Source organism: Terrisporobacter petrolearius (assembly GCF_020748185.1).
In the GTDB taxonomy this organism is placed as follows: Bacteria; Bacillota; Clostridia; order Peptostreptococcales; family Peptostreptococcaceae; genus Terrisporobacter; species Terrisporobacter petrolearius.
In genome coordinates this window covers 35,436-60,697 of record NZ_JAHZMO010000014.1, presented here as the reverse complement: position 1 = coordinate 60,697, position 25,262 = coordinate 35,436, and the positions used below count along the sequence as shown (strand labels likewise).

General features: G+C 28.1%; 26 protein-coding genes and 1 riboswitch. Of the genes, 22 read left to right on the top strand and 4 right to left on the bottom strand.

All coding sequences use genetic code 11. The features are described 5' to 3' along the window. Positions 1-517: 517 nt before the first annotated feature. From K0040_RS10440 to K0040_RS10430, 3 genes are all read left to right on the top strand, one after another. A complete protein-coding gene (locus K0040_RS10440) occupies positions 518-1,567 on the top strand; it encodes an SH3 domain-containing protein (protein ID WP_228108761.1) in 1,050 nt (349 codons plus the stop codon). A gap of 377 nt (positions 1,568-1,944) precedes the next feature. Beyond that, a complete protein-coding gene (locus K0040_RS10435; RefSeq protein ID WP_228108760.1) occupies positions 1,945-2,502 on the top strand; it encodes a 3D domain-containing protein in 558 nt (185 codons plus the stop codon). Positions 2,503-2,746: 244 nt separating this feature from the next. Further along, positions 2,747-2,965, top strand: a complete 219-nt coding sequence (locus K0040_RS10430) for a hypothetical protein (protein WP_018589435.1) — start codon at positions 2,747-2,749, stop codon at positions 2,963-2,965. 15 nt (positions 2,966-2,980) lie between these two features. Here the strand turns inward: K0040_RS10430 and K0040_RS10425 are convergent, their stop codons facing one another. The 3 genes from K0040_RS10425 to K0040_RS10415 all read right to left on the bottom strand — a co-directional run bounded on the left by K0040_RS10425 (position 2,981) and on the right by K0040_RS10415 (position 3,992). After that, positions 2,981-3,292, bottom strand: a complete 312-nt coding sequence (locus K0040_RS10425; RefSeq protein WP_228108759.1) for a hypothetical protein — start codon at positions 3,290-3,292, stop codon at positions 2,981-2,983. Between the two features lie 23 nt (positions 3,293-3,315). After that, complete coding sequence (locus K0040_RS10420; protein WP_228108758.1) at positions 3,316-3,540, bottom strand: hypothetical protein; 225 nt, start codon at positions 3,538-3,540, stop codon at positions 3,316-3,318. A 194-nt stretch (positions 3,541-3,734) separates the two neighbouring features. Continuing rightward, positions 3,735-3,992: a TM1266 family iron-only hydrogenase system putative regulator gene (locus tag K0040_RS10415; protein WP_018589437.1), complete on the bottom strand. Its 258-nt coding sequence runs from the start codon at positions 3,990-3,992 to the stop codon at positions 3,735-3,737. A 295-nt stretch (positions 3,993-4,287) separates the two neighbouring features. On the opposite strand from K0040_RS10415, the gene K0040_RS10410 reads away from it, so the two are divergent. The 8 genes from K0040_RS10410 (at position 4,288) to K0040_RS10375 (ending at position 14,163) form a co-directional block, all read left to right on the top strand. Next, a complete protein-coding gene (locus K0040_RS10410; protein ID WP_228108757.1) occupies positions 4,288-4,458 on the top strand; it encodes a hypothetical protein in 171 nt (56 codons plus the stop codon). 192 nt (positions 4,459-4,650) lie between these two features. Then, positions 4,651-5,913 carry a VanW family protein gene (locus tag K0040_RS10405; protein ID WP_228108756.1) on the top strand — a complete coding sequence of 421 codons (1,263 nt, stop codon included), beginning with the start codon at positions 4,651-4,653 and terminating at the stop codon, positions 5,911-5,913. Between the two features lie 203 nt (positions 5,914-6,116). After that, complete coding sequence (locus K0040_RS10400; protein ID WP_228108755.1) at positions 6,117-7,073, top strand: protein kinase domain-containing protein; 957 nt, start codon at positions 6,117-6,119, stop codon at positions 7,071-7,073. Between the two features lie 32 nt (positions 7,074-7,105). Further along, on the top strand, positions 7,106-8,281 hold the full coding sequence (locus K0040_RS10395; protein WP_228108754.1) for an AI-2E family transporter: 1,176 nt from the start codon (positions 7,106-7,108) through the stop codon (positions 8,279-8,281). A gap of 29 nt (positions 8,282-8,310) precedes the next feature. Beyond that, the gene (locus K0040_RS10390) at positions 8,311-9,399 is read left to right on the top strand and encodes a DUF8173 domain-containing protein (RefSeq protein WP_228108753.1); all 1,089 of its coding nucleotides are present in this window, start codon (positions 8,311-8,313) and stop codon (positions 9,397-9,399) included. Between the two features lie 217 nt (positions 9,400-9,616). Beyond that, positions 9,617-9,705: riboswitch (glycine riboswitch) on the top strand. Positions 9,706-10,023: 318 nt separating this feature from the next. Next, positions 10,024-11,394: an alanine/glycine:cation symporter family protein gene (locus K0040_RS10385; RefSeq protein WP_228108752.1), complete on the top strand. Its 1,371-nt coding sequence runs from the start codon at positions 10,024-10,026 to the stop codon at positions 11,392-11,394. A 136-nt stretch (positions 11,395-11,530) separates the two neighbouring features. After that, positions 11,531-12,232: a PepSY domain-containing protein gene (locus tag K0040_RS10380; RefSeq protein ID WP_228108751.1), complete on the top strand. Its 702-nt coding sequence runs from the start codon at positions 11,531-11,533 to the stop codon at positions 12,230-12,232. 170 nt (positions 12,233-12,402) lie between these two features. Beyond that, positions 12,403-14,163, top strand: a complete 1,761-nt coding sequence (locus K0040_RS10375; RefSeq protein WP_228108750.1) for a hypothetical protein — start codon at positions 12,403-12,405, stop codon at positions 14,161-14,163. Positions 14,164-14,339: 176 nt separating this feature from the next. Here the strand turns inward: K0040_RS10375 and K0040_RS10370 are convergent, their stop codons facing one another. Continuing rightward, positions 14,340-14,840, bottom strand: coding sequence for a CarD family transcriptional regulator (locus K0040_RS10370; RefSeq protein ID WP_228108749.1), 501 nt, complete (start codon positions 14,838-14,840; stop codon positions 14,340-14,342). A 553-nt stretch (positions 14,841-15,393) separates the two neighbouring features. On the opposite strand from K0040_RS10370, the gene K0040_RS10365 reads away from it, so the two are divergent. The 11 genes from K0040_RS10365 to rseP all read left to right on the top strand — a co-directional run bounded on the left by K0040_RS10365 (position 15,394) and on the right by rseP (position 25,249). Further along, positions 15,394-16,449 (top strand): potassium channel family protein, encoded by a 1,056-nt coding sequence (locus K0040_RS10365; protein ID WP_228108748.1) that lies wholly within the window; start codon positions 15,394-15,396, stop codon positions 16,447-16,449. Positions 16,450-16,529: 80 nt separating this feature from the next. Beyond that, positions 16,530-17,711, top strand: coding sequence for a D-alanyl-D-alanine carboxypeptidase family protein (locus K0040_RS10360; RefSeq protein WP_228108747.1), 1,182 nt, complete (start codon positions 16,530-16,532; stop codon positions 17,709-17,711). Positions 17,712-17,909: 198 nt separating this feature from the next. Next, the gene (gene rpsB / locus K0040_RS10355) at positions 17,910-18,632 is read left to right on the top strand and encodes a 30S ribosomal protein S2 (RefSeq protein WP_228108746.1); all 723 of its coding nucleotides are present in this window, start codon (positions 17,910-17,912) and stop codon (positions 18,630-18,632) included. A gap of 58 nt (positions 18,633-18,690) precedes the next feature. Further along, a complete protein-coding gene (gene tsf / locus K0040_RS10350; protein ID WP_228108745.1) occupies positions 18,691-19,602 on the top strand; it encodes a translation elongation factor Ts in 912 nt (303 codons plus the stop codon). 94 nt (positions 19,603-19,696) lie between these two features. Then, the gene (gene pyrH / locus K0040_RS10345) at positions 19,697-20,398 is read left to right on the top strand and encodes a UMP kinase (RefSeq protein WP_228108744.1); all 702 of its coding nucleotides are present in this window, start codon (positions 19,697-19,699) and stop codon (positions 20,396-20,398) included. A 32-nt stretch (positions 20,399-20,430) separates the two neighbouring features. Further along, positions 20,431-20,985 (top strand): ribosome recycling factor, encoded by a 555-nt coding sequence (gene frr / locus K0040_RS10340; RefSeq protein WP_228108743.1) that lies wholly within the window; start codon positions 20,431-20,433, stop codon positions 20,983-20,985. Positions 20,986-20,990: 5 nt separating this feature from the next. Continuing rightward, positions 20,991-21,194: a hypothetical protein gene (locus K0040_RS10335; RefSeq protein WP_228108742.1), complete on the top strand. Its 204-nt coding sequence runs from the start codon at positions 20,991-20,993 to the stop codon at positions 21,192-21,194. A 30-nt stretch (positions 21,195-21,224) separates the two neighbouring features. After that, entirely contained in the window at positions 21,225-21,959 is a 735-nt protein-coding gene (uppS, locus tag K0040_RS10330; protein ID WP_228108741.1) for an undecaprenyl pyrophosphate synthase, read from the top strand. Between the two features lie 11 nt (positions 21,960-21,970). Then, the gene (locus K0040_RS10325) at positions 21,971-22,750 is read left to right on the top strand and encodes a phosphatidate cytidylyltransferase (RefSeq protein WP_228108740.1); all 780 of its coding nucleotides are present in this window, start codon (positions 21,971-21,973) and stop codon (positions 22,748-22,750) included. A 297-nt stretch (positions 22,751-23,047) separates the two neighbouring features. After that, positions 23,048-24,199, top strand: a complete 1,152-nt coding sequence (locus K0040_RS10320; RefSeq protein ID WP_228108739.1) for a 1-deoxy-D-xylulose-5-phosphate reductoisomerase — start codon at positions 23,048-23,050, stop codon at positions 24,197-24,199. A 27-nt stretch (positions 24,200-24,226) separates the two neighbouring features. Further along, positions 24,227-25,249 carry an RIP metalloprotease RseP gene (gene rseP / locus K0040_RS10315; RefSeq protein ID WP_228108738.1) on the top strand — a complete coding sequence of 341 codons (1,023 nt, stop codon included), beginning with the start codon at positions 24,227-24,229 and terminating at the stop codon, positions 25,247-25,249. The last annotated feature ends 13 nt before the right edge of the window (positions 25,250-25,262 follow it).

Sequence of the window (25,262 nt, the reverse complement as noted above, 5' to 3'; positions counted from 1 at the left end):
ATAATTATATAGGATTTTATATTTTACAACTTACAACTAAAATATTAATTACAATTCAACCTTATAAATAACGATTAAAACATTTAGAAAAAGAGAATTAAAAATAAACTAAAGATAAATCCATCTAATGCATATAAAGGACATCATAAAATATTATGATGTCCTTATTTATTGCAAAAATTATTCTTTTTCCCAAGCGATAATTACAAAATCTTTACCAGTTTCTTTTTTACTTCAGCTTCTGCTTTTTTTATTGCAGCCTCTTCAATTTTTGTAATAGATGCTATTTGATAATTATTTTCAGCCATAGTCAATCTTCCATAAAAACTATATTTTTAATAGTATATGAAAAATTAAAAATATAATTAGTGAACTTTTACAAAAAAAACTAAAATTAAAATTTTATAAGATTTTTTTAATTAATATGTTTAAAATTAAATGAAATTAAGATAAGATATTAATAAATGGATAATTATGGTGAATTTATAGAGTAAAAACTAAGTTTGTGGGGGGAGAAATGATTAATAAAAAAAATAAATATGCAATAGCAGCATTATCAGCCACATCTGCAATTTGCGCCTTAGGAACAAGCAATATATACGCAGACTCCAAGACTGGAGAGGTTACAGCGCATTCACTTAATGTTAGAAGTGGACCATCAACATCATATAATGCTATAGGTGGACTTAGTAAAGGAGATAAGGTTGATATTTTATCTTCAAAAGATGGTTGGTATAAAATTAAGTATAAAAGTAAAGATGGATGGGTAAGTGGAGATTACATTACTACAAAAGGTTCTTCAAATAATTCATCTACTACAGGTAAAAAGCTTGTATCAACTTGGGGTGTGAATGTAAGAACAGGTGGCTCAACTAAGTATAAAATAATAGGATATATTAAAAAAAATAGTACAGTAGAGATGCTTGGCGTTGCAAGTACAGGGTGGTATAAAGTTAAATTAAGTGATGGAACTATAGGGTATTCTAGTAATAAATATTTAAAAGAGAATAATGGTAATTCAGGCAATAATTCCAATGATTCAAATAATAATGTTACAGTTATAGATAGTTTAATAGCTACTGCGAATTTAAACGTTAGAAGTGGAACATCTACATCAAATAGCATTATAGGAATAGTTTATAAAGGTGATAAAGTAAGTATAGTTGAACGTACTAATAATAATTGGTATAAAGTCAAGTTATCCAATGGAAAAATCGGTTATTGTTCTTCTGCTTATCTAAAATCACAAGATGAATTAGATTCAGCAACTAACAAACCAGGAAGTTCTAATGACATATCGTATAGCATGCAAGTTAAAGCATATGCTTATTGCACCGGAACTATAACAGCTACAGGTACAAAACCTATATTCGGTAAAACTATAGCTGTAGATCCGACTATTATTCCTTATGGGACCAGAGTATACATACCAGAATTTGATAAAACTTTTATTGCAGAAGACTGCGGTGGAGGAATAAAAGGGAATAAAATTGACATTTATATGAATACAGAAAAAGAGTGCTTGAACTGGGGAGTGCAAAATATAACAATATACATTTTGAAATAAAAGCTAAGTTTATCTTGGCTTTTTTTATGTGAAAATATATATTATTATTCTTAATATAGTTTGTAGGAAAATTACAATTTGAGACATGAGAAAATGTTTACAAAATGTAAATTAAAAGTTACAAAGAATAAAAAAGTAAAAAAAGATTTATTTTAGAATGATATTTATAAAACTATTGCAAATACTTATATGTAGGCTTATGTAAAAAATGGAAAATATGTATTTATGTTACTAGTTTGTAACTTTTTTCTCAAAAAGACTTTAAAAAGTTACTAAAATGTAATACTATATATGTATAGCAATAATAAAACATACATTAAAGACGAAATAATTTTCAGTGAGAAAACAACCTTAAAAATTAATATAGGGGGAAATATATGTTTAAAAAGACTTTAAAAATTACTGCCATAGTAGGAGCATTAGTAATGACTATGGGTATAATAAAGCCGATAGAGGCAGACGCTGCAACTATAAATGCAACAGCAACAGCAACAATTAATGTTAGATCTGGAGCTTCAACTAAATATAAATCAATAGGAAAAATTAAAAAAGGAACAAAAGTAAAAATAATTTCTACTAAAAATGGATGGCACAAAGTTAAGTATAGCAATAAAACAGGTTGGTCTAGTGTAAAATATATAAAAAAATCAAGTTCATCTTCAAATGTTAAGAAGAGAATAACAGTTAAAGCGTATGCATATACAGGTGGAGGATATACGGCTACAGGAACTAAGGCAAAGTATGGAACTTTAGCAGTAGATCCAAAGGTTATACCTTATGGGACAAAAGTATATATAAAAGAATTGGATAAAGTATTCACAGCAGAAGACTGTGGTGGAGGAATAAAAGGAAATAAAATTGATATATATATGAATTCCTCATCGGCTTGTAACAAGTGGGGAGTTAAAACAATAACATTACAAATATTAAAATAAAAGCAAGGCTTAGCCTTGTTTTTATTTTTTACATGGCGCTCATGCAGTGGCTTAAAGCGATAGCAAGATGATTTGCCAACACTCTGCTCAAAGGCATCTCGTTGGCGACATGAGCGAAGCGAATTTTTTATAAAAATATATATTATAAAATAAATAATTTAATATAGGAACAATATAATTAATTTGTCATATAATATATTGTAAATAACTTTATAATAAAATTATTGTATAGGAGATGTATCATATGGCTAAGGTTACAAAACCTGTTACTGATGTAGGCAAGGAAGTTATAAACGGAGTAGGAAACGTGGCAAAAGAAACTATAAATACAGGTGTAAATGTGGGCAAAGATGTAATTAATGGAGTAGGGAATGTGGCAAAAGAAACTATAAATACTGGCGTAAATGTAGGAAAAGCTGTTAAAGATAATGTTAAAGATGCAAAAAATAATATAAAAAAATAAGGTGCTAAATGCACCTTATTTTTTTAAGTATTCTTCACCATTAATCTTTAAAGAAGATGGCGAATAGTTTTTTAGTATCATATCGAAATTTATATCACCTTTGTCTGGAACATTAAAATATCCTCTAGCAAAGACTAAGTTGCCATTTTTATGAAGTTGATCAACATTAACCTTATATTTGACTCCTAGAGTGCTTTGTATGGACTCTTTTACAATAGAAGAGTATGTTGATACATCAGAATTTGATAAGTTTTGAGTTTCAACCTTAAAATTATGACCATCTGATTGAATATAGGAAGGATTATAGAATTTTTGCCATAAATACATACCAACTAATACACTTGATGCTATTATGAAAATTCCAAGGATTTTTTTCTAAATTTAAATATTTTAGAATTAAAGACTTTTCGCTTTTTAGATTCAAGGGCTTTCAATTTCTTGTGTTCTTGATATCCAATTACTTTGTGATTTTTACTAAGCTTACTAATATGCAGTTTAGAGATCTTGTTTTTGCCTTCATATTCAGTCTTTTTTTCAATGAATTTTATTGTATTATCCACATTAGCTTGTTTCATTGCCCCTCCCCCTTTTTATATTCCCTTTAACATAATAATACTATATGATAATTGAAAAAAACAAGGAACATGGCTAATTATTATGTAAAAAAAAGTATATCTATAATAAAAAAATAATACGAAAAAATGTTTGGATATTTATTACAGTGACATATGTTGTGTAAATGATTTTTTATAGGATTTTAAACTAAAAATTAGTCTCTTATTTCTTTTTTAGAAACACTTGTTTTAACAGATACAGATGGTATTTTTCCTAATTTACCTGTTAAATTATTAATTGTATCCATATCACCTACAACAGTAACAGCTATAACGGACACTCCTTCATCATCAAAAGGAATACCCATTCTTCCTTTAATAATTCCTTTAAATCCACCTAAAATTTTGTTAAACTCTTGTTGACATTTTTCTGGTTCATCTAAAACAGCACTTATTACAGCTACACGACTCATATGAATTCACCCCTTTAAAAAGTATTTATTAAATTAAAATAAAAAGCTTTCGATTTCATTTTAACAGTATAATAGTGATAAATCTACAAAAGGTAGTATTTTATTACTATTAAGTAAAAATTTCTACAAAAAACAAAAATATACTTGATAACGAATAAGTGTTCGTATATAATTATTACATAGAACGAACATTTGGAACGGACGTTTGAATAGAATTATTTTTAAATCTTATCATATTAGTACAAGCATATTAATATAATGAATTAAAATTATTAATTTTTAGGAGTGATAAATTATGGGAACATTAATAACTAATGAAAAAAGAATAGAAGATATAACTTTAGACAATATAAAAAAGGGTGAAGTTACATTAATGCAATTAAATGAAATCTATAATAAAATGGGATTTGTGTTTGTAGCTGATTCTGGTAGATTTACTGGAATAAAAAAAGAAAGAATGCATTAATAAAATAAATTATTTATATATAAAGTATTTAAAATAAATCTATACTTGGGTAAATACTAAGTATAGGTTTTTTATGTGGAAAATATCATATACTAGTGGGAAAATGTGTAACAATATAGTTACATCTTGACAAAATTTGTTGTTTATAAGTTAATTATAAAATATAATCCTTTGTAGGGATGAGGTGATGTTATGGGTGACGATATAGAAAGAAAATCAGCCCAAAAAGATAAAAATAAATTGTATAAAAGATTGGGAATAGCAGTAGGTATTATAATAGTAATTATTTGTATCTCAATAAATTCTTTTACTAAAAAGTCTTTATATAATGGTAAAATAGCTGATAATATTTTTATACAAGGGGTAGAAGTATCTAATATGAGTAAGAAAGAGGCTATTGAAGCTATAAATAAAAAATACAAGCCACAAAATTTAAATTTAAGTTATGATAATAATAATTATGAAATTGATTTTGAGGATATTGATTTAAAGTATAATAGTGAAGAATTAGTAGAAAAAGCTTACAATACCACAAGAACAGGTTCTTACTTTAATGACATTACTTCTTACATAAGCATGAGTATGAAATCAGAAGGAGAAAAGTATACTATAAAAGTTACTTATGATGAAGAAAAACTAGATGAGTGCTTAAATAAGTTTGCCAATGAAATTAATCAAGACTTTAAAAATGCATCAGTATATATAGGTAGTGGTATAAGTGTTAATCCTTCAAAAACTGGTTTGAAATTTGAAACAAAAGAGAATAAAGAATTAGTTAAGGAAGCTTTAAATAACAAGAAATATGAGACTATAGACTTAAAAGTAAGTGTTACAAAACCGAAAATATCTACTGAAGATGTATCTAGCATAAACACATGTCTAGCTTCATTTTCAACTACTTTTAATTCTGCATTAATAGAGAGATCGTACAATATAGGGCTATCAGCTCAAAGATGTAATAATGTTATACTAAAACCGGGAGAAACATTTTCATACAATGAACATACAGGAATGAGAGTTCTTAGTAATGGATACAAAAAAGCTTCTGTTATAATAGGTGATCAGTATGAAGATGCACCAGGAGGAGGAGTATGTCAAACATCTACTACTTTATTTAATGCAGTCTTATTGTCAGGATTAAATATAGATCAAGTTAGAAATCATTCTAAAACATCACCATATGTTCCTAGAGGTAGAGATGCCATGGTTAACGATGGAGATAGTGATTTGAGATTTACTAATAACTTCGATCATGCAGTATATGTTCAATGTTATAGAAGTGGAAGTAGTATTTCTGCAGTAATATATGGTGCATCGCAAGATAAAGTTGGTGTAAATATAAAAGTTGATAACTTTACTTACAATGGTAGACCAGCTGCAAAAACATATAGAACTATAACTGAAAATGGAAAAAGTAAGACATCATATATTTATACAAGTGTGTATAGAGAATAATAAAAAAGATGAACTCTAGAAGAGTTCATCTTTTTTTCGTAAAATTATCTTATTATTTTTAGGACCTACCTTTTGTATATAAAAACTATATTTGTACCTTTCAACTGTTTTGTTAAACTTTTTTATAAAGGCATTTGGTAAACATAGAAAAAAATGTAATATATTGGTATAATTTACATATGACATGCAACAAAGGGGGGGATATGTTGAGGTATATTTCGAATAGATATGTGGTATTGGATAATTATGAAGAAATTGAATTTGGTGAATTTTACAAGGCTAGAGATTTACAAGAGGATATTTTAGTTTTTATTCAATTTATAAGGGATGACCAGTATATTAATGAAAAATTTTTACCTAATTTAATAGATGAGTCGATGACTTTGTTACAAATTAATTCTGTTAATATTGCTAAAATACTAGATTTAGGTACTCATTATACTGAAAATGAAAGGTGCTATTATATAGTAAGTGAATTTTTTGCTGGAATTGAGCTTAGAAAAGTTATAAAAGGTAATTATATGGACTTAAATAGTATAGTTAAAATATCTAGAAAAATTCTAAGAGCCTTAGACACATCTTATAATAATAAACTATATCATGGGTCATTAACAGAAGATAATATTTTTGTAGATGAAAATTATAATGTGAAAATATATGATTTTGGTATAACTCAAGCCAATAAAGGCGTTAATATTAGAAAAGATAATAGTATAGGATTTTTATGTCCTCATCAAATTAATATTAATTATACAGATATGGAGAGTGATTTTTTTTCTTTAGGTGTAATTTTATTTGATGCAATTTTTAAAAAAATGCCCTTTGGTATTGGTAAAAATGAGGAGGAAATGTTAAAATTAATTGATAGAGGAATTGACTGGAATGCTGTGGCTATTAATACTGAAAATATTGCCTTAGTAAATATGGTTAAAAAACTTATTAGAAGAACTGAAAAATATACTAATGTGAAAGAAGTATTAATTGATTTAAGCAAGTTTATGTATGTTAAAGCTGATATTGAAGAAAATAATATAAGCAGTTTGCAAAAATATGAAGAGGATAATGGTCATAAGAAATTTCAAGGAAAGTTTTTTCAAAAAGCATTGTTGCTTGTTTTAACACTAACAATCTTAATCACTGTTATTATTCAGTTTCAGTAGCATGAAAATAATCATTTATCAGGAGAAAGAATATGAAAGTAAATTGGAATTCAAAGTACAACACTATATCAGTATATTCATTAATTGTGATCTGCTGTAGTATAATTTTTTATTTTGTAGCATCTCAAATAGGATCTTTTAGTGAAAAAATAAGTATTGCAATTGGGATATTATATCCCTTTATAATAGGATTTGCTATTGCGTATTTGCTTAATTTTATTTTAGACTTTTATGAAGTGAAAATGTTAGGTAAAACTCAGTGGTTCGGTAATTTAAAAAGAGGACATAAAAGAAGTATAGGGTTATTATTAACATATTTAACAGCTGTAGGTATATGCTATTTGTTTATACACTTTATAGTTCCTCAATTAATAGAGAGCATAATGGGATTTGTCAATGAGGTTCCTCAATATGTAGATAATGTTACTAGATTATTTAATAATTTAATAAATGAAACAAATGTAAGCCCAGAATATGCCACACTAATACAAGAACAAATGGATAAATACATACAATTTGTTATGGATTTTGCGAAGGAAATAATTCCTATTGTAGGAAATATGTTGAAAATAATTGCATCAAGTATATGGAATATAGTTCTTGGAATTATTATTTCTGTATATTTATTAATAGATAAAGAAAACTTCTTTGCTATAAATAGAAAAATTATATGTGCACTGTTTTCAACTAAAACTTCAAATAGAATATTTGAATTAACTTACAGAAGTAATGAAACTTTTGGTAAATTCCTAAGTGGTAAAATAATTGACTCTGCTATTATAGGAGTATTAAGTTTTGTGGTATTCTCAGTATTTAAGATGCCATATACATTATTAATATCTGTAATAATAGGTGTAACTAATATAATTCCATTCTTTGGGCCATTTATTGGAGCGATACCATCATTTATTATAATTTTATTTGTTTCTCCAACTAAAGCCTTAATATTCTTGTTACTAGTATTTATAATACAACAAATTGACGGAAACATTATAGGACCTAAAATACTAGGAGATTCAATTGGTATATCAGCATTTTGGATATTGTTTGCCATACTTGTGGCAGGTAAATTCTTAGGGATAGTGGGAATGATAATAGGTGTACCTTTATTTGCCGTTGTTTATTCAATTATAAAAGAAGATGTTGAATATAAACTTAAGAATAAAGAATTACCAACAGAGACCAAGGATTATATGGATAGAATGTAGCAATAAAATAATCAAGGGGAGATGTTATTATGAAGAAAAAAGGGGTTTTTATTCTAACACTGTTGATGATGCTCTTATTAACAGTTAATGCATTTGCAGATAATGTAGATAGTGCATCTAATTATTTCGCATTAAATGAAGATATAAATATCTCAAAAGAAGTTTTAGGTGATATTTATTCTGCAGGTAAAAAGATTACCATAAAAGATAATGTAAATGGTGATGTTATATGCCTTGGTGAGACCATCAACATAACAAGTAATGAGGTAAAGGGTAATATAAGATGTGGAGCACAAACTTTAAGTATTAATAGCAAAAATGTAAAAAATATAACTTCTTTTGGCCAAAATATTAATATAGGAAAAAAAACTACTGCAAAAGCTATTTACCTTACAGGTGAGAATATTAACTTTAAAGGCAGTTGTGAAGGATTTTATGCTACAGGTGATACAATAATAATTAATGGTAAAATTAATGGAGATGTTAACGTAAACTGCCATGAGTTAATTATTGCAGATAATGGTGAAATCACAGGTAATATAAAGGTATACTCTCCTAAAGAGCCTATTGTAAACTCCAATGTATCTATGAACGACATACAATACACTAAGATGGAAAATTCTACTGATGAGAGTAAAATAAAAGCTTTTTTAGGTTTTGGAACTATTTTATCCATTTTAGGATCTTTAATATTCGGAGCTCTTTTATACTCCATATTTAAAAAATTCTTTATCAAAAGTGATGATTTATTAGTGAAAGAACCGCTTCCAGTTGTTTTAGGAGGTATGGCATCATTTATATTAACGCCTATAGTTAGTTTATTGTTATTTCTAACGATAATAGCCTTACCTGTGGGGGTAATTTCACTGATTATGTACTTTATAGTAGTTTATTTATCTCCGGTGATTATGGGAATAGTACTTGGCAGACTAATACTTAAGAATAAAAATCCATACTTACAGATTTTGGTTGGTGTATTAGTTGTAAGATTGCTAAGTCTTTTACCAATAGTTGGCGGTTTTGTATGGGTAGTAAGTGGAATGATAGCACAAGGTTTAATAGTATATTCATTTGTTCAATCAATAAAATATAAAGAAAAAAGAATAGAAACATACTAATAAGAAATATGGGTTATTTTAACCCATATTTTTTAATGAAATAATTTTCTATAGGAATTTAAATTAATCTATTTGACAAGTGTTAGAAGATAATATACTATTATTGTTACAAGTTAACAAGTCAATAATCTGATGAAGCTTTACAGAAGAGTTGTTTTAGAACACGCCGAAGGAGTTATACTCTCAGGTACTTTTTATAAAAGTGGGACTGTAAAGAATAGGAAACTCTGGAGATACCCATAAAGGGAGCCGAAGGGGCAAGGCTTAACTGCTCAATCTCTCAGGCAAAAGGACAGAGAATATACGTAAAGCATATTTATGCTTTTCTTTAATATGTATGAAATCCTATACTAAATCATCTTTATGATTTAGTATTTTTTTACTTACTAAGATACTATAATACTTTTTATATATTCTTGTATTATCAATACGTTCCTAGGAGAGTAAAAAAGTGAATCTTAAGCAAGGTAGTTGCCTAAAATTTCATACATATTCCAAATTATTATATTTTTAGCAAAGTGCATATTGTAATTGTATGCAGGATGCAATTTATTCTTGTCTTTATTCATAAAGGATTATATGATTTTGTACTTAAATTATTTAATTACAAAAGGAGTGTTTTTTATGGATTTTCTTAACTTATTAAATAAGGTGGACAGTTTTATATGGGGGCCACCATTATTAGTGTTACTAGTAGGTACGGGTATTTACCTTACAGTAAGATTGGGACTAATACAAATTATCAAATTACCTAAAGCATTAAAATTAATTTTTAAAGCTGAGAATGAAGGTAATGGTGATATTTCAAGTTTTGGAGCTTTATGCACAGCTCTTGCAGCAACAATAGGAACAGGTAATATAGTTGGAGTTGCTACGGCAATCAAAGCTGGTGGACCAGGAGCATTATTTTGGATGTGGCTTGCTGCATTCTTTGGAATGGCAACCAAATATTCAGAAGGTTTACTTGCTATAAAATTTAGAACTAAAGACAAAAATGGTCAGGTATCTGGTGGTCCCATGTACTATATAGTAAATGGTATGGGTGAAAAATGGAGACCTTTAGCACTATTTTTTGCTATAAGTGGTATACTAGTAGCCCTTTTAGGGATAGGTACATTTTCACAAGTAAACTCAATCACAGATGCAGTACAAGGGTCTTTTAATATAGACCCTAAAATAACAGGAGTTATATTAGCAATTTGTGTTGCGTTAGTTGTATTTGGAGGGCTACAAAGTATATCAAAGGTAGCAACTAAAATAGTTCCTTTTATGACAGTAGCATATATATTAATATGTCTTACTATTTTGGGGAAATTTTATACATTAATACCAGAAACATTTACATTAATATTTAAAAGTGCCTTTACTGGTCAAGCGGCTACGGGAGGTTTTATTGGAGCAACTGTATCTATGGCTATTAGAAATGGTATAGCTCGTGGAGTATTTTCAAATGAGTCAGGTCTTGGTAGTGCTCCTATTGCAGCTGCAGCAGCAAAAACTAAGTGGCCAGCAGAACAAGGACTAATATCAATGACTGGTACATTTATAGATAGTATAATAATTTGTACTTTAACAGGAGTATCTTTAATTATTTCAGGTGTTTGGCAAAGTGATTTAAATGGAGCACTGATGACTCAATCAGCTTTTGCATCAATACTTCCAAATTCAGGACCAATATTTTTAACAATAAGTTTAAGTTTATTTGCATTTACAACTATCCTTGGATGGAGCTATTATGGAGAAAGATGCTTTGAATTTCTATTTGGGGTAAAAAAAATAAATTTGTTTAGAGGTTTATTTGTACTTATGGTGCTACTTGGAGCATTTTTAAAATTAGAAATGGTTTGGATTATAGCTGATATTGTAAATGGTCTTATGGCACTACCAAATTTAATCGCTTTACTTGCCTTATCGCCAATAATTATATCTGAAACTAAATTGTACTTAGATTATTTAGATGAAAAAAATAAATCAGATGGAGAAAAAATAAGCTAAAATATTAAGTTTTGAATGTTTTATTGAAATTTTAAAAAACTTTTAAAAAAACTTTTACTTTTTTATAAAAAAGGTACCCAAAACAGAACTTAACCTTTGTATATATAGTGTAAAAAATAAAAAAGGAGAGATTTCAATGAAATTAAACAAAATGGTAGCAGTAGCTTTAGGTGTAATTCTTACGTCATCAACAGCATTATCACAAGTAGGAGCGGCGGATGCAGCATCTAAACTTATAGGAAGTACAAAAGCAAAGGAAATAATGTTAAAGAAAGTTCCGGGAGCGAAGATAGTTAAATTTAGACTAGATAATGATAAGACTCCAGAGTACGAAGGAGAATTGACAAAAGGAAGTTATAAGTACGAAATAGATGTAAATGCAAAGAGCGGAAAAATAACAGATTACGAAAAAGAAAAAATAAAAACATCTTCTTCAAAATACATAGGAGAAGCTAAAGCAAAAGAAATAATGTTAAAGAAAGTTCCAGGAGCAAAAATAGTAAAATTCAAATTAGATAAAGATGATACTGCTGAGTATGAAGGTGAATTAAGAAAAGGTAACTATGAATATGAAATAACAGTAAATGCTAAAACTGGAAAAATAACAGAATTTGAAAAAGAAAAAATAAAAACATCTTCTAAAAAATTAATAGGAGAGACTAAAGCAAAAGAGATAATGTTAAAAAAAGTTCCAGGAGCAAAAATAGTTAAATTTGAGTTAGACAATGATAAAACACCAGAATATGAAGGTAAATTAAGAAAAGGTAACTATGAATATGAAATAACAGTTAACGCTATAACTGGGAAAATAACAGAATTTGAAAAAGATAATGATTAATAAAAAATAATTTTTAGTGGTAAAATATAAATAATGTTAATAAGAAACCTTAGATTGAAGGAAATTCAGTCTAAGGTTTTTATTTTTAGTATAAAACTAATAGTTTTAAAAAAAGTATATAAGGTAAAATATATAATATAAATTATTATAAAAAATAAAGGAATAATCATATGAAAAAAGAGAGAAGACGTATAATTATTGATTTTGAAGTATTGTCCAAAGGTGGATTTTGGATGTGCTGCATGAAAGATTATAAAACAGAAAAGGAGCATGTTATTGTTAATGATAGGGAAGAGTTTCTTAGAGTTTTTAACAAAAACAAAGATTCTATTTGGGTTGGATATAATATAAAGGGGTATGATCAATGGATAATGAAGGCAATAATTGCTGGAATAGATCCTTGTATTATATCAGAAAAGATAATTGAACAAAATATTTCTCCTTATGCAGTAGACAGAAGTTTAAATAAAATTGCCATAAACATTTTTGAATTAAATGACAGTTATAGAAGTTTAAAAGAATTAGAATTATTTATGGGAGAAGATATAAGAGAAAGTACTGTTCCTTTTGATTTAAATAGATATCCTACAAAAGAAGAAATTGAAGAGCTTACTACTTATTGTTTTCATGATGTTAGAATGACTTTTAAAGTGTTCCGAGAAGTGTATTACAAGTACGAGGCACAACTGGGATTAATAGAATATTTTAAATTAGATGAAAGTATGATAAACAAAACAGAGGCTCAGTTAAGTGCATATATTCTGGGTGCTAAAAAGCCTAATTATCCTAGAGAAGATATAGTAGAGTTTGAAATAGTTAATATTATAAAACTTAGTAAGTATAATAATATAAAGCAATGGTATGAAGATTATAATAATAGAGATTTCAAAAAATATCTAAGAACAAATGTATATGGAGTTGTCACAGATTTTGGATGGGGAGGCCTTCATTCTGCAAGAAAAAAATATGAAGGTGAAAAATTTATTGTAAACTCTGATGTTAGTTCCTTTTATCCATCTATTATGATAGAATATGGTCTTCTTAGTAGAAATGTACAAAATCCAAGTAAATTTAAAGAAATAAGAGATACAAGATTTAAATTTAAAAAAGAAAAAAATCCTATAGAAAAATCACTTAAACTTGTACTTAACTCCACGTATGGCGCATGTTTAGATATAAATAATGATTTATATGATCAAAGGCAGGGAATAGCTATTTGTGTCAATGGGCAATTATTACTTCTTGATTTAATAGAAAAAGTTGAATTAACTTTTGGTCATAGAGCAGAATTTATACAAGGAAACACAGATGGTGTTATGTTTAAATTTAACTCTAAGGAAGATGTAGATAAATATTTAGAGATATGTAAAGAGTGGAGTAAAAGAACAAAAATGAACTTAGATCATGATTTTATAAAAAAAATAATTCAAAAAGATGTAAATAATTATGTTTACGTTAAAGAAGACAATAGCATAAAAAGTAAGGGGGCTTATGTAAAAAAACTAAGTTTAATAGATAATGATTTACCTATTGTTAATAAAGCTATTAAACAAAAGTTGATTAATAATATAGAAATAGAAAAAACGGTTAATGATAGCAATAATCTAATAGACTTTCAAAAATGTATCAAAATTACAGGTAAGTATAGCCATGCAGTTTATGGTAAAGAAAATATAAATCTTAAAGTTCTTAGAGTATTTGCAAGTAAATTAAGTAGTGATAAGGCCATAATGAAAATGAAAAGTGATGGAAAATTAGAAAAGATAAGTTATACTCCTGATAGAGTTTTTATTGATAATAGTCAGGTGATTAATAAAGAAATACCACACAAGTTAGACAAGTCATGGTATATTAAGCTGGCAAAAGACAGGTTGGAAAGTTTTATTCCAGAAAACTCATTTACTTTATTTGACTATTTTAATATGATTTAAATATGAAAAAAAGCCGTATAAAATACGGCTCTTTTATTTGGGCTAGCGTCATACTTATACTAGATGTATAAGTTCCCACTTATGAATATAATTATAAGTTATCCACTTAGAAAAGTAAATGGAATTATTTGTAAAAATCCGTAATTTTAAAAAAGATAAGGTTAAAAAATCCTACTCTACTGTGGAATATTGTTTAAGATAAATGAAGGTACGTCTTGGACAGGTATATTTAGAACTGTGGCAAATTCCTCATCTATTAATTTTTCAGCAGTCTTTTTAAAATCTTCATCTGTTTTAGATATTTTTTTCCCAATAGATAATTTTTCTTGTTCGATAAGGTTAATACTTTTTACTAACTGAGCCAATCCTTCGCATTCGTTATTTTTTATTAATGATTTGAAGTGCTCACTTCTTTGTCTATCGTTTTCAATTTTAAGTATATCTAAATAAGGTATACTTTTTATTATTGATAGGACTTCTTTTTCTGATAGAAGGTGTCTCATAAGTAATTTTTTACTGTCGGTAGGAACTTTGATGATAGTATTTTTATCAGAATAAACTGGTTGTATTACATAATAGGATTTACGGCCTATGTAGATGTTTTCTTCTTCTACAATATCTAATATTTTACAAACACTCATTGAACCATAAATTACATAATCATTTTTGCTAAACATGTAAGAATCACCCCTTATAATAATCATTTTGATAAATGGGATTAACTTATCAAAATTTTGCGCTATACTTATATTCTATCATACTTTGCATGGTGTATGTAAGATTTATAAAATACGCATAAATAAACCTATGGCTAGTTAGCGATAGATTTACTTTTGGAGAACTTCATAATTAATAATTTTAAAAATTAGTAGTATCTAAATTAGTATATATAATTCCACTACTTACTCAAAAAAAATTAAGGATAGAGTCTGTATAAGAAGTCTCGTTGCTAAACTAGAATCTGTACAAGAGTAAGTCATCTCTTCATATCCCTTTTCAGTTAAAGCTAAATTTTTATAAGTTGAATTCTCATTCACCTTCTATTCTTATAATATATATTGTATGAGGGGAAGTTGATAAAGTTAATTACAAGTTAGAAAATTATGAAATTTTAAATATTTAAAAAATATATCTAAGTACAACAAAATACAATAATTGATATAATTAATAATGCATATAAAAACCTAATTTATAAAAACTAATAACAGACTTTATTGACAGGAGGCAAAAATGAATTGTAAGTGGGTTTCTAATGAAGATAGAAATTTAAAATGCTGCAGGGGTGCGGACTCATCTGGATATTGTATTTTTCATAAGGAGAATAAAAATAAAAGACAAAGAGCTTTATTTCAGGCCTATATAAAAAAAGGTAAAGTTAGCGATTTTACAGGTTTTTGCTTTGAAGATAAATTTGATATTAATAAATTAGTAAACTTTGACTACGAAAAATTAATATTTTGTGAGGCTGTATTTAAAGAAGAAGCCAACTTTAGTGGTTTTAGATTTAATAGTACTGTAGATTTTACAAATGTAAAATTTGAATCTTGTGTTAATTTTAATCAGTCAGCTTTTTTAGGAAATTGTATATTCAATAAAACTATTTTTAATTCTAAATACATAAATGAAGAAGTCTTTGAAAAATCATATTTTAATGGCCAAAAACTTATAGTAAAAAGATGTGTTAATTTTCCTCGCTTAGATGGAATTGTATTTTCACCATATACAAAATTTATTTTAAAAGATACATATTATAATGAAAAAAACTACTTATGTGGGAAAAATAATTATAAAATAGCTAGAATACAAGCAAAAATAATAGAAGATAACGAAAATATTGGCTATTATTATTATAATGAAAGAAATTATGCTAGCAATTTCTTGAAAGTAAATAAATACAAGGGATACATGGATTATTTAGTTAATGACTTTTTTGACTTTTTATCAAAACATTTTATAGGATATGGTGAAAAACCTATAAGGTTGCTATTAATAAGCTTTTTAATTATAAGCTTATTTGCTTTTATATATTTGTTTACAGGAATAAACAGTCTTTATCAGGGATTAATAAAGATAAATTTATTAAATAATACATGCTCACTTTATGAACTTGTTACTTTTTATATGGAATCCTGGTATTTTTCTATGATGACATTTAGCACTGTAGGATACGGTGATTTTATTGCATTTGGTTTATTAAGTAAAATTTTAGTATGTATAGAAGTTTTTTTAGGAATAACAATACATGCCACATGGACATCTGTATTATTCTCAAGAATGATAAAATAATTTTAGAAAATAATTCAAGATTATTACGCAATTAAAGGGGAAAAATAATTTAGACTAAAGTTACCAAGAAGGTGAGAATTTTGAAAAAGGGATTACAAGTATTACTAGTTTTTCTAATCATTATAAGTATTGTTACTCCTAATTTTTCTTATGGTGAGAATAAAAATGTTGACAAGTTTTCCAAATCATCCATACTAATTGATCAAGACACTGGTAGAGTGCTATATGGGAAAAATCCTGATGAAAAAAGACCTTTAGCTAGTCTTAGTAAAATGATGACATTTTTGATTGCTATTGAAGCAATTAATAATAAGGAGGTAAATCCTCAAGATATTATTGTAGTAGACAAAGATATAGCAAAGGTAAGAGGTTCTTCTTATAAATTAAAAGAAGGAGAAGAGGTACCACTAATAGAACTCATGAAGGGCTTAATGATAGTATCAGGAAATGATGCAGCGGTGGCAATATCAAAACACATTGGAAAAAGTGAAGAAAAATTTGTAGAGAGAATGAATAAAAGAGCAAAAGAAATAGGAATGGAAAATACCTCATTTGTAAATTGTAATGGTCTTCCCATATATAGTTTGTCAGATCCTAAAAAACCACCAAAAGAAAATATTTCTACAGCAAGAGATATTGCTAAATTAGGTAAATTTATGATGGATAACTATGAAAAAGAAGTAACAGCCATAACAGATATGCAAACTTACACTTATTCAAAGAGAGGTTTTTGCAAAAATAACACCAATGGACTTCTTTCTATAATACCTGAAGTAGATGGAATAAAAACAGGATATACAGGTAATGCAGGATATTGTTTAGCTTTTTCAATGAAAATCAATGAAGATACTAAAAATATAGAAAATAGACTAATAGGAGTATCTCTTGGAGCCAATCATAAAAATAAAAGAATTCAAGCGTGTCTTGCAATGCTTAAGTATGGCAAGGAAAATTTCACCACACAAAAAGTTATGAGTAAAGAAGATTTAATTGGTAAAAAATATTTAAAGGGTCTAGAAGAACTAGAAATAACTTTAGAAAGTAAGGAAGATTTAATAATAGTGAAAAAAAACGATGAAAATATAAACACACAACTTACTTTTAAAGAACTTAAATTGCCTATTAAAAAAGGCGATGTATTAGGTGTAATTAAGTACTATAATGATGATGGAGAAATTTTAGGTGCTAGTAAAATTGTGAGTAGAGAAGATTTATCTAATATTTCATTAAAAACAAGAATGAAAATTTTGTTTGCCGATTAATATCTAAAAATTGGTTAATAATTATAATGTAAGGTTATGTTAAATTATATTGAAATTTATTTTTTCCTATGGTATACTATCAGAGGTGAAAAAATAAAATATAAACATCACACACGGCCATGGGATCCTTAAAAGGTGCCAAAAATGGTTTTTTAGGGAGTTGATTATGCCGGAGGTACAAAACCAAGGAGGTACAAAATGTCAGTAATATCAATGAAACAATTATTAGAAGCTGGTGTTCACTTCGGACATCAAACAAGAAGATGGAATCCTAAAATGTCAAGATTCATCTTCACAGAAAGAAACGGAATCTATATAATAGATTTACAAAAAACAGTTAAAAAAGTTGAAGAAGCTTATAAATTCGTTAAAGAAGTAGCTGAAACTGGAAAGCCAATCTTATTCGTAGGAACAAAGAAACAAGCTCAAGAAGCTATAAAAGAAGAAGCTGAAAGATGTGGAATGTTCTTCGTAAACGAAAGATGGTTAGGTGGAATGTTAACTAACCACCAAACAATTCAAACAAGAATTAAAAAATTAAGAGAATTAGAAAAAATGGAAGCTGAAGGTGTATTCAACGTTCTTCCTAAAAAAGAAGTTATAAAATTAAACGCTGAAAAAGAAAAATTAGAAAAATACTTAGGCGGAATAAAAGACATGCCTGAATTACCAGGAGCTATATTCGTAGTTGACCCAAGAAAAGAAAATATAGCTATACAAGAAGCTCATAGATTAGGTATACCAGTAGTTGGTATAGTTGATACAAACTGTGATCCAGATGAATTAGATTTCCCAATACCAGGAAATGATGACGCTATAAGAGCTGTTAAATTAATAACTGGTGCAATGGCTACTGCTGTAATAGAAGGTAGACAAGGTGCTGAAGAAGAAGTTGTTGAGGAAGAAGCTCAAGAACAATAAAAAAAATAAATGGTAAGGGGGGTTCCCTTACCATTTAGAATATATAGGAGGAATAATAATGGCTAACATAACTGCACAAATGGTTAAAGAATTAAGAGAAACTACTGGAGCTGGAATGCTTGATTGTAAAAAAGCTTTACAAGAAGCTGAAGCTAACATGGAAAAAGCAATAGATTTATTAAGAGAAAAAGGTTTATCAAAAGCTGCTAAAAAAGCTGATAGAGTTGCTGCTGAAGGTTTAGTAACTATAGAAGTAAATGCTGAAAATACTGTTGCTTCAATAGTAGAAGTAAACTCAGAAACTGACTTCGTTGCTAAAAACGAAGATTTCAAAGTATTCGTTAAGGATGCTGCAGAAATGGCATTAGCTACTGAAGCTACTGAAATAGAAGCATTATTAGCTGAAAGCCACAAAGAAGGAAAAGCGTTAAAAGACGTATTAAACGATAGAATAGCTAAAATAGGTGAAAAATTAGACTTCAGAAGATTCGAAAAATTAACTACTGAAGGTCAAATAGCTGGATACATACATGGAGCTGGTAAAATAGGTGTTTTAGTTGAATTATTAACTGAATCAAGAGATGAAAAAGTACTAGCTATGGGGAAAGATATAGCTATGCAAGTTGCTGCTATGAACCCAAAATACGTTTCAAGAGATGATGTTGATCAAACTTATATAGCTCATGAAACAGAAGTTTTAACTGCTCAAGCGTTAAACGAAGGAAAACCTGCTAACATAGTTGAGAAGATGGTTAAAGGTAGATTAGAAAAAGAATTAAAAGAAGTTTGTTTATTAGAACAAACATTCGTAAAAGATTCTGATTTAACTATAAAAAAATTAGTAGCAAACACTGCTAAAGAAGTTGGTTCAGACATACAAGTTGGTAGAGTTGTAAGATTCGAAGTTGGTGAAGGTATAGAAAAGAAAGAAGAAAACTTTGCTGAAGAAGTTGCTAAGCAACTTAAGTAATAGTTAACCAAAAGAGAACACTTATGTGTTCTCTTTTTTGGAAAATGAAACAAATAATATAAAATATATATGAAATGCAGACGGGAGGATTTCTATGGAACCTAAGTACAAAAGAGTATTACTTAAGCTAAGTGGTGAAGCGCTAGCTGGTAACAAAGGATTTGGAATAAACAATGAAGTTGTTAATGAAATAGCAGTGGCTATTAAAGAAGTACAAGAAATTGGCGTTGAAGTTGCTGTTGTAGTAGGTGGAGGAAACTTTTGGAGAGGAAGAACTTCGGAAGGTATGGATAGAACAACAGCTGACTACATAGGAATGCTTGCTACAGTTATGAATGCTATGGCTCTTCAAGATGCCTTAGAAAATATAGATGTACAAACTAGAGTACAAACTGCAATAGAAATGAAAGAAATTGCAGAACCATATATAAGAAGAAAAGCTGTAAGACACTTAGAAAAAGAAAGAGTTGTAATATTTGGTTCGGGAACTGGAAATCCATATTTTTCAACTGATACAGCTGCAGCCCTAAGAGCAGCGGAGATGGAAGCGGAAATAATATTATTAGCTAAAAAAGTTGATGGTGTGTATGACAAAGATCCAGTTTTACATGCTGATGCTAAAAAGTTTAATGAATTATCATATATAGAAGTACTACAAAAAGAATTAAAAGTTATGGACTCAACTGCAACGTCTTTATGTATGGATAATAGTATTCCAATAAAGGTATTTGAGTTAACAACAGAGAATATATTAAAAGCAGTGTACGGAGAAAATATAGGAACAACTGTACATTAATAAAAAACTAATTAAACGAAGGAGGAGTAAAAATGAAAGAAGTACAAAACAAATTACAACAACAAATGGATAAAACAATTGAAGCTTTAAAATTTGAATTTTCAACGATAAGAGCTGGTAGAGCTAATGCACAAATGTTAGACAAAATAAGAGTAGATTATTATGGCACTCCAACTCCTATTAATCAAGTTGGATCTATCTCAGTACCAGAACCAAGAACTTTAATGATAAGTGCTTGGGACAAAAGCGCAATGAAAGAAATAGAAAAAGCTATAAGAAACTCAGATTTAGGTTTAAATCCAACTAATGATGGAGAAGTTATAAGAATAAACGTTCCAGCATTAACTGAAGAAAGAAGAAAAGAGCTTTGCAAGCAAGCTAAAAAAGCTTCGGAAGAATTTAAAGTAAGATTAAGAAATGAAAGAAGAGACGCTAACGACAAACTTAAGAAGTTAGAAAAAGAAGGCGAAATAACTGAGGATGAATTAAAAAAAGCACAAGACAATGTGCAAAAAATGACTGATAAATATATTAAAGAAATAGATGTATTATTAGATGCTAAAGAAAAAGATATAATGGCGGTATAATAACTTTGAAAAAGTACTATGAGCTATTAGGCCTTCCTTTAGATGAAGTTAAAGAATATTTTGATAATAAAGAAATAAAATATACTACAACAATTCTTCAAGGTAAGAAAGATAAGGATAAGTTAATTTATCCTAGAGTAATCAAAATTACACAAAAAGAAAATAACGTAGAGTTATTTGTAACTTACTTTTCTGGCTCCTTAATATAAGGAGTCAGAAATAATATTTGGAGTATGAATATGAAAAACAATTTGTTTTATGATATAGATTTAAACAGAGTACCTAAGCACATTGCCATCATAATGGATGGTAACGGAAGATGGGCTAAAAGTAAGTTTTTACCTAGAACTGCAGGACATAAAGCTGGTGTGGAAACTATAAGAACAGTACTTAGGGAATGTAAAAAATTAAGTGTTAAGCATGTTACTTTATATGCATTTTCAACAGAAAACTGGAAAAGACCTAAATTAGAAGTGGATACATTGATGAATTTATTGTCTACTTATTTAAAAAATGAAGTAGCTACATTACATAAAGAAAACGTTAAGTTAACAGCCATAGGAGACATAAATAATTTACCAAGCCAATGTGTAAAAGAATTAAATAAGGCCATAGAATTAACTAAAAATAATACAGGGTGTAATTTAAACTTAGCTTTAAACTATGGTGGAAGATTAGATATAAAAAATGCACTAGTTGATATTATAAAAGATGTTAAAGTTGGTAAAATAAATTTAGATGAAATTGACGAAAATACTATAAGCAATCATTTAAGCACAAAAAGTATTCCAGATCCAGATTTAGTAATAAGAACTAGTGGAGAAGAAAGACTTAGCAATTTTTTATTATGGGAAGTTGCATACGCAGAGTTTTACTTCACAAATGTTCATTGGCCTGATTTTGATGAAAAAGAACTTCAAAAAGCCATTTTTACATATCAAAATCGAGATAGACGATTTGGTGGAATAAAATAAGGAGAATACCTATGAGAACAAGAGTTATAGCAGGATTATTATTAGTTCCATTATTTATCCTTATAATATTTGGAGGAACACCTTTATATATAGGAGAAGCTATAATAATCTCAATTGCCTTAAATGAATTTTATAAGGCATTTGAACAAAAGGATATTAAGCCATTATATTATATAGGTTATATTTTTTCTATTTATTTACTAATTAAAAACTATCTTCAACTACCAATATCTTATACTTATACATTAATATTTATATTATTCTTAATATCCATAATACCAATATTAACTGTAAAAAGAAATATTATAGATATAGTAGTTACTTTCTTTGGAGTTTTTTATGTGGCAGTATTAATAGACTTTATAGTATTAACTATGGATAATTTCTCAAAAGGAGATATTTATGTTTGGTTAATATTTATAATTGCATTTATGACAGATACATTTGCTTACTTTGCAGGTTATTTGTTTGGAAAGCATAAACTAATTCCTAAAGTAAGTCCCAAAAAGACTGTAGAAGGAAGTGTTGGAGGAATATTAGGCTCTACATTAATATGTTTAACATTTGGGTATTTCTTTAATATTGATTTAAAAGTAATAGTATTTTTAGGTTTCTTTGGAAGTATTGTTGCTCAATTTGGGGATTTATTTGCATCATCAATAAAAAGATATGTTGGAATTAAAGATTATGGGAAATTGATACCAGGACATGGTGGAATACTAGATAGATTTGATAGTGTGATACTAGTTGCACCATTCGTGTATAGTGTAATAACCTTATTTATAAAATGATTTAGCTTCAGTTAGACTGGAGCTTTTTTGTTTTTAATAATACTTATAAATTTTGATAATGGTCTTTGTCTGAAGTTTCATAGGCCCACCAAGTAGCTTAAAGTGATAGCAAAATGATTGACTCATACGTTGACCCAAGAGATCTGGCTACTATATGAAGTGTTTCGCCTATACTTCTCTCAAGTGAAGCAATTTTTTATTTGAAATTTTGATGAATATTACAAATAATAATAGTAATAATGATATAATACATAAGTAAAGACAAATTATAATATATCACTGAGAAAGGAATTTTTTATGAAAAGAATTACTATACTAGGTTCTACAGGATCTATAGGTACTCAAACTTTAGATGTGGTTAGAAAAAATAAAGATAAGTTTGAAGTAGTTGCTATTTCTGCAAATAGCAGTGTAGATTTATTATTAGAACAAATATTAGAATTTAATCCTAAATATGTTGCAGTTTATAATGAAGAAAGTGCAAATAAATTAAAGAATATGATTCCCAATAATATAGATATAGAAGTGTTAAGCTCTAAGGAAGGATTAGTTAAGATATGCCAACTAAAAGAAGTAGACATTGTATTAACTGCCGTTGTTGGAATGATAGGACTTGTGCCAACTATGGCTGCAATAAAAGCAAAAAAAACAATAGCACTTGCCAATAAAGAAACATTAGTTACAGCTGGTGAGATTGTCATGGAAGAAGCGAAGAAAAATAATGTAGATATTTTACCAGTTGATAGTGAGCATAGCGCTATATTCCAATGTTTAAATGGTGAAAGAAAAAAAGATGTAGAGAAGATAATATTAACAGCTTCAGGAGGTCCTTTTAGGGGTAAAAGTAAAGAAGAGTTAATGAATGTTACAAAGAATCAAGCACTTAAACATCCAAACTGGGATATGGGAAGAAAAATAAGTATAGATTCGTCAACGCTTATGAATAAAGGTTTAGAAGTAATAGAAGCCAAATGGTTATTTGATGTGGATGTGGAGAATATTGATATAGTAGTTCATCCCCAAAGCATAATTCATTCCATGGTATCTTTTAAAGATAGTTCAGTAATGGCCCAACTAGGATGCCCAGATATGAGGTTGCCAATAGAATATGCTCTAACTTATCCAGGAAGATCTGAAACAGATTTTGAAAGATTGGATTTAGCTAAAATAGCTACTTTAACTTTTGAAAAGCCAGATATGGAAACATTCCCTTGCTTACAGTTGGCATTTAGGGTATTGAAATTAGGTGGAACATACCCAACAGTATTAAATGCTGCCAATGAAGTTTTAGTAAATGAATTTTTAGAGGATAAAATTGGATTTTATGACATACCATATTACATAGAAAGAGGTTTAGAGCAGCATAATAATAGAAGTAATCCAACTTTAGAAGATATTTTAGAAGTTGACAAAGAAACTAGAGAATTTTTATCTAACTTACTTAAATAATAGTATTAGAATTAGGAAGGTGAATGTATGACTATAATAGCAGCTTTATTACTTTTTGGAGTAATAATATTAATACATGAATTTGGCCATTTTATTTTTGCAAAGAAAAATGGAATTACAGTTCATGAATTTTCAATAGGTATGGGACCAAAATTATTTGGAAAAGAAAAAAATGGAACTATGTATTCCATTAGAATTTTACCAATAGGTGGATATGTATCTATGGAAGGCGAAGATGAAGAATCAAATAAACCAGGTTCTTTTGGAACAAAATCCATACTTCAAAGAGCCAGTGTTATATTTGCAGGGCCATTTTTCAACTTAGTTTTAGCTGTAATTTTTTTAATTCCAGTGTTTATTTACATGGGATCTCCAACTACTACTTTAGAAATATTGGATAATAGTCCAGCGTCTAAGGTCAATTTGCAAACTGGAGATATAGTAAAAAGTGTAAATGGAAAAGATATAAATTCATGGAATGAGTTTACTAAAATAATATCTTCTTCTAAGGGAGAAGAATTAAGCATAGCTGTTGATAGAAATAATAAAACAGTAAAAGTAAATGTTATGCCAGAAAAAAATAAAGATGGAACATACAAAATAGGTGTAACCTATAAAAAAGATAAAAGTATAATCAGTGCAATAAAACAATCATTTATACAGACTGGACAAATAACAATACAAATGATAAATTTCCTAAAGCAAATGATAACAGGAACTGTGCCAGGTGGGTTTACAAATTCTGTTGCAGGACCAGTTGGAGTAATTAGCATAGTATCAGGAGCAGCTAAAACAGGTATAATGAACTTACTATATCTAGGTTCAATAATAAGTTTAAACCTTGCAATAATAAACTTAGTACCATTCCCTGCCCTAGATGGAGGAAGATTATTATTACTTTTTATTGAATGGATAAGAGGTGGAAAGAAAATAAATCCAGACAAAGAAGCTATGATCAATATGATAGGTTTTTGTGCATTAATGGCATTTATGGTTTTCATCACTTATAATGATGTAACTAAATTATTTAAAGGCGTAATTAAATTCTAAATAGATAAGTAGA